The organism is Neisseria sp. P0022.S010 (genome assembly GCF_051956635.1).
Window position 1 is genome coordinate 1 of the sequence record NZ_JBQCXF010000345.1, and the last position, 3,190, is coordinate 3,190.

Consider the following 3,190-nt stretch of genomic DNA (forward strand, 5'->3'; position numbering starts at 1 on the left):
TTCGCGGCAAAGTGTTCGGCCAATTTTTCCCATGCGGCACGGTCGGCTTCGCTCTCTACTGGCGGAACATTAATGCGGATATTGAGATAAAGGTCTCCGGCTTCTTTTGCAGGAATACCTTTGCCTTTAAGGCGGATGCTTTTACCGCTTTGGCTGTTGGCAGGCAGATTGACCTGCAAGCGGCCTGAAGCGGTAGGGACGATGATTTTGCCGCCCAATACGGCTTCCCAAGGTTTGACATCTATTGTTTGATATACGTCTTTCCTGTTTTTGACGTATAAATCAGGTTGGTCGTGGAACTTGATTTTTAAGTACAAGTCACCGTTTTCACCGCCGTTATATCCCGGCAAACCTTGGCCGGCCAAACGGATTTGTTGGCCTTCTGCAATGCCTTTGGGGATTTTGACGTTGAGGGTTTTATTTTGATAAACCGCACGTCCGTATTCGTCTAGGGTCGGCACATTCAAAGTCATGCTACGTTCTGCGCCAACATACGCTGCATAAATATCAATACTCAATTCAGCATGTTGATCCTCGCCTTTTATTGGGCCGCGGGGTTGCTCGGAACGAGTGTGGGATTGGCGGAATGATGAAAAAAGATCTTCAAAATTGAAATCTCCCGCTCCGAACGGCTCGCCTTCATGACGTTCATAGCGGAAGCTGCCGCCGTTAAATCCATTGCCAAACGGATTGCCGCCTTGACCGAACGGATTGCCTCCAGCGCTGCGTCCGTAAGGATTAGCCAACATTTCATCGTATTCGGCCCGCTTTTCTTTGTCGGAAAGCGTTTCGTAGGCACGGTTGATTTCTACCGTACGTTCGGCTGCGTCAGGTTCTTTGCTGACATCGGGGTGGTATTTGCGCACCAGTTTTCGGTAGGCTTTTTTGATTTCGGCCTCATCCGCATCTTTGGCAACGCCTAGTATTTCATAATAGTTTTTTTCTGCCATGTTATTCCTTTGACTGCTCATATACAAAATTCTTATAGTTTTAATAATTGAGGGTAGATATTCTAAAATCAAGGGCGTTGGAAATAAAATTCTCTATCTCTGACAATGATTAATGGATAATTTATTTCTTTGTTTCTAGAGAAATAGAAAATATAAAGGCCGTCTGAAATACGATTTTTCAGACGGCCTTTATCAAATTGGGGTTTTATTTGTCTTGAGCGTTTTTTGTTCGCTAACAATCCATTGGGCAATATCTGAACCCAAGACTTTAGAAGTGCGATTTAAGACGGCGCAAGAGCTTTTATAAACACCGAGCATGCCGCCGGAAGAATTGCGGGTAAAGGTTTTTTTATTGACTTCTTCGCCATCAACATACAAAGTGGCAACGGCTGTAATACTTTTGGCGTGGCCGACAAAGGCTACGCCTGCGCTCATGGCGGAAGTAATGGAGATATCTGCGTATGTGCCTTGTTTTTTACCGTCACGGACAATAGTTACATCACTTTTGGCTGCAGTTTCTTGCAAAGATTTGGACATGACGTTGCCAATTTGTAAACACTCGGAAACGATACGGGTATCGATTTCTTCTGCATGACGGTAAGGGATGCTTTCATCAATATGGACATCTGCGCTGGCAAATGCAGAAGCAAACAAGAATGCGGTTGCAAGGATGCGGTTAGGAGACATAGTAGAGCACCTAAAATAGAATGTTAAAAAGAGTTGTTATTGTATAACGGCGTTTACACTCAATCAACATAAGTTAAATAGGAAAAGATTTTGTTGAAATGGCTGTTATAGCAAGATAATCAAAAGGCCGTCTGAAATACGGTTTTTCAGACGGCCTTTTGATTGGGACATTAATTTGTTCTGGTCAAATAGGGCAGGGGATCGACTGCTTTGCCGTTTAGACGAACTTCAAAATGTAGCTTGACGCTGTCTGTATCGCTGCTGCCCATGGTGGCGATAACTTGGCCGGCTTGGACTTTTTGATCTTTTTGTACTAAAAGCGTGTCGTTGTGGGCATAGGCGGTAATGGTGTAGTCGTTGTGGCTGATCAAAATCAGCTTGCCGTAGCCGCGGACTTCTTCGCCAACGTAGATGACGGTACCGGCTGCGGCAGAACGGATTTGTTGGCCTTGTGTGCCTGCAATATCTATGCCTTTGCTGGTTGTGCCGTTGTAGCGTTGGATAATGGAGGATGAGGCATTATCGGTCGGCCATTGCAAGCTTAACCGATTAATCGGGGTAACGGCGGTTGCTTGGCGTTGCTGCGTAGCAGTATTGCGGGAGGCAACATGACGGCGGACGCGCAATACTTGGCCGACTTCGATTTGTGAGGCGTTGGGAAGGTTGTTCCATGCAACCAGTGTATTGACGTTTTGTCCGTAGCGTTTGGCGATTTGGGTCAGGGTATCGCCGGGACGGACTTTGTAGTAGCCGTCGGGTACGGCGCGGTTGGAAGAAGTGTTGTTGCCGGCGCAGGCTGCTAAGACGGCAATGGTGCTGATGAGTGCCAGACGTTTCAAGGCCGTCTGAAAGGTGGAAATAAAATTTGTATTCATGGGTTGTTTCTAAAGGTATCGTTATGCTGTGTATGATAGATAGGAAGAGTGAAAAAAGGTTCACTCAAAAGGCATGGGATAAAATGCGGAAAGGCAATATAGTACCATTGAGAATTTGTAGATATGGCTGAATATTTCTATATCTTTTTGATGCAAGGGGACTTTTTTGAAAAGGTAAAAGAACGTGAAAGTTCTTTCAGACGGTATTGAATAAGGCAATAAAAATCCCCTGCCGAGATAAACGGGCAGGGGATTTTTGTCTCATCGAACTTATTTGTTCAATTCGTTAGCCAGATACAGCCAAGTTTCAATCACGGTATCAGGGTTGAGCGATACGCTTTCGATACCTTCTTGAACCAGCCATTTGGCAAAGTCCGGATGGTCTGACGGGCCTTGACCGCAAATACCGACGTATTTGTTTTGTTTGCGGCAGGCAGAGATTGCCAAGTGCAACATCACTTTAACGGCAGGATTGCGTTCATCGAAGGAGTCAGATACCAAGCCGCTGTCACGGTCGAGGCCGAGGGTCAGCTGGGTCATGTCGTTAGAGCCGATGGAGAAGCCGTCGAAGTATTGCAGGAATTGTTCTGCCAATACAGCGTTGCTTGGCAACTCGCACATCATGATCAGGCGCAGGCCGTTTTTGCCGCGTTCCAAACCGTTTTCTTTCAGGGCTTT

Annotated in this window: 4 protein-coding genes; all 4 read right to left on the bottom strand. The window is 46.1% G+C overall.

Translation table 11 applies throughout. The features are described 5' to 3' along the window. Positions 1 to 950, bottom strand: a 950-nt coding sequence (locus tag ACTHUT_RS16465; RefSeq protein WP_440419098.1) for a DnaJ C-terminal domain-containing protein, incomplete at its 3' end; no start/stop codon positions are given. Positions 951 to 1,142: 192 nt separating this feature from the next. Then, complete coding sequence (locus tag ACTHUT_RS16470) at positions 1,143 to 1,637, bottom strand: hypothetical protein (protein ID WP_036491298.1); 495 nt, start codon at positions 1,635 to 1,637, stop codon at positions 1,143 to 1,145. Positions 1,638 to 1,807: 170 nt separating this feature from the next. Beyond that, positions 1,808 to 2,512 carry a peptidoglycan DD-metalloendopeptidase family protein gene (locus ACTHUT_RS16475; RefSeq protein WP_004520516.1) on the bottom strand — a complete coding sequence of 235 codons (705 nt, stop codon included), beginning with the start codon at positions 2,510 to 2,512 and terminating at the stop codon, positions 1,808 to 1,810. A gap of 270 nt (positions 2,513 to 2,782) precedes the next feature. After that, the coding region (locus ACTHUT_RS16480; protein WP_440419099.1) for a putative PEP-binding protein at positions 2,783 to 3,190 on the bottom strand (408 nt) is incomplete at its 5' end.